The organism is Bartonella rattaustraliani AUST/NH4 (assembly GCF_000312565.1).
Taxonomy (GTDB): domain Bacteria; phylum Pseudomonadota; class Alphaproteobacteria; order Rhizobiales; family Rhizobiaceae; genus Bartonella; species Bartonella rattaustraliani.
This window is the reverse complement of the sequence record NZ_CALW02000036.1, coordinates 1-1,597: the sequence shown is the minus strand read 5'-3', so window position 1 is coordinate 1,597 and position 1,597 is coordinate 1. Positions and strand designations below refer to the sequence as shown.

Sequence of the window (1,597 nt, the reverse complement as noted above, 5' to 3'; positions counted from 1 at the left end):
TTTTTCAACAGCTTTGACGACAAATAGTAGCCATCAGTCAACTGCGGTGAATATAGGGCTTAATCACCGCATAATTTGCGGTGATACAGCTTGATTTATGGCGAATAGTCCGTATAATCACTATAAATTATGTGGTGATTAAAATGTGGATTCATGAACATAAAAACTGGCCAAAATTTATGTGGGATACGAACGCCTTCGTCTTAAAACTAGCTGATATACGGCATCGACAAGGCCGCTTGCTTGGTCGTATGGAGGGACTTGGCTTTATATTTAAACGCGAGGCTTCCCTCACTACTCTTACCAATGATATTGTTAAATCCTCAGCTATTGAAGGTGAGCACCTAAACCCAGAAGAAGTCCGTTCATCTATTGCTCGCAGGCTTGGAATTGACATTGCCGGACTTATTCCTGCGAGCCGTGACGTTGAAGGTATCGTGGAGATGATGCTTGATGCCACACAGCAATTCTTTAAACCGCTCACAAAAGAACGATTGTTTGGCTGGCACGCCGCCTTATTTCCAACGGGACGAAGCGGTATGCATAAAATCACCGTTGGTGGCTGGCGTAAAGCAGATGCTGACCCTATGCAGGTCGTTTCTGGTCCTATTGGTAAAGAAAAGGTTCATTTTGTAGCCCCAAATGCCGAGCGGCTTGAAAAAGAAATGGCACGGTTTCTCACGTGGTTAGAACGGAAAGATGACACTGATCCTATTATCAGAGCAGGCATTGCTCACCTGTGGTTTGTGACAATCCACCCATTTGAAGATGGAAATGGACGAATTGCCCGCGCTATCGGTGATATGGCGCTTGCTCGTGCGGATGAAACACAAGAGCGTTTTTATAGTTTTTCCTCGCAAATTGAAACCGAACGGAAAAATTATTACAATCAGCTTGAAAAACAACAACGAGCCACTCCCGATATTACAGACTGGCTATCTTGGTTCTTAGATTGCCTTGGCCGTGCCATTGATAATGCTGAAACGACGCTTAGCAATGTTCTATTCAAAGCACAACTTTGGGAGAGAATTAATCAAAAGCCTGTCAATAATCGGCAACGGCTAATCATTAACCGCATGCTTGAGGATAATTTTGAAGGCTTTATAAATACCTCAAAATACGCCAAGCTGGCTAGGTGCTCAAATGACACGGCGCTTCGTGATATTCAGGAACTGAAAGAACGTAGTATCTTCATTCAAAATCCTGGTGCTGGACGCAACACCAGCTATAGATTACCAGACCGCAAAGAATAACTGTATTGTGGGTATTTTTGGACTTTCATATAAGTACATATTTTAATACTCCCATAAAATGATGAATTCATAAAACGACTAGTAAGTTTCATTTTTGGATGTTTTTACGATTTCTCAAACTTTTCTACCGTGACATCATTGACAATAAAACGTCGTTTACCAAGAGTATCATCATCTTTTTGCGAGTAAAAAACTAAATGATGTGCAAAGTGATTATGCAATTATATTCGCAACATTATAAAAATAGTAATTTATCATTACTTACTAAGACGGAACGCAGTATTGTAGAAAATCATTTGCTTCAATTACCAAATAAATAAAACACAGTTGATTAAGGAAAAAGT

1 protein-coding gene is annotated in these 1,597 nt (G+C 40.4%); it reads left to right on the top strand.

All coding sequences use genetic code 11. The annotated features are described in order from the left end of the window. Positions 1–143 precede the first annotated feature (143 nt). Entirely contained in the window at positions 144–1,253 is a 1,110-nt protein-coding gene (locus tag BN67_RS05995) for a Fic family protein (RefSeq protein WP_019223240.1), read from the top strand. Positions 1,254–1,597 lie beyond the last annotated feature (344 nt).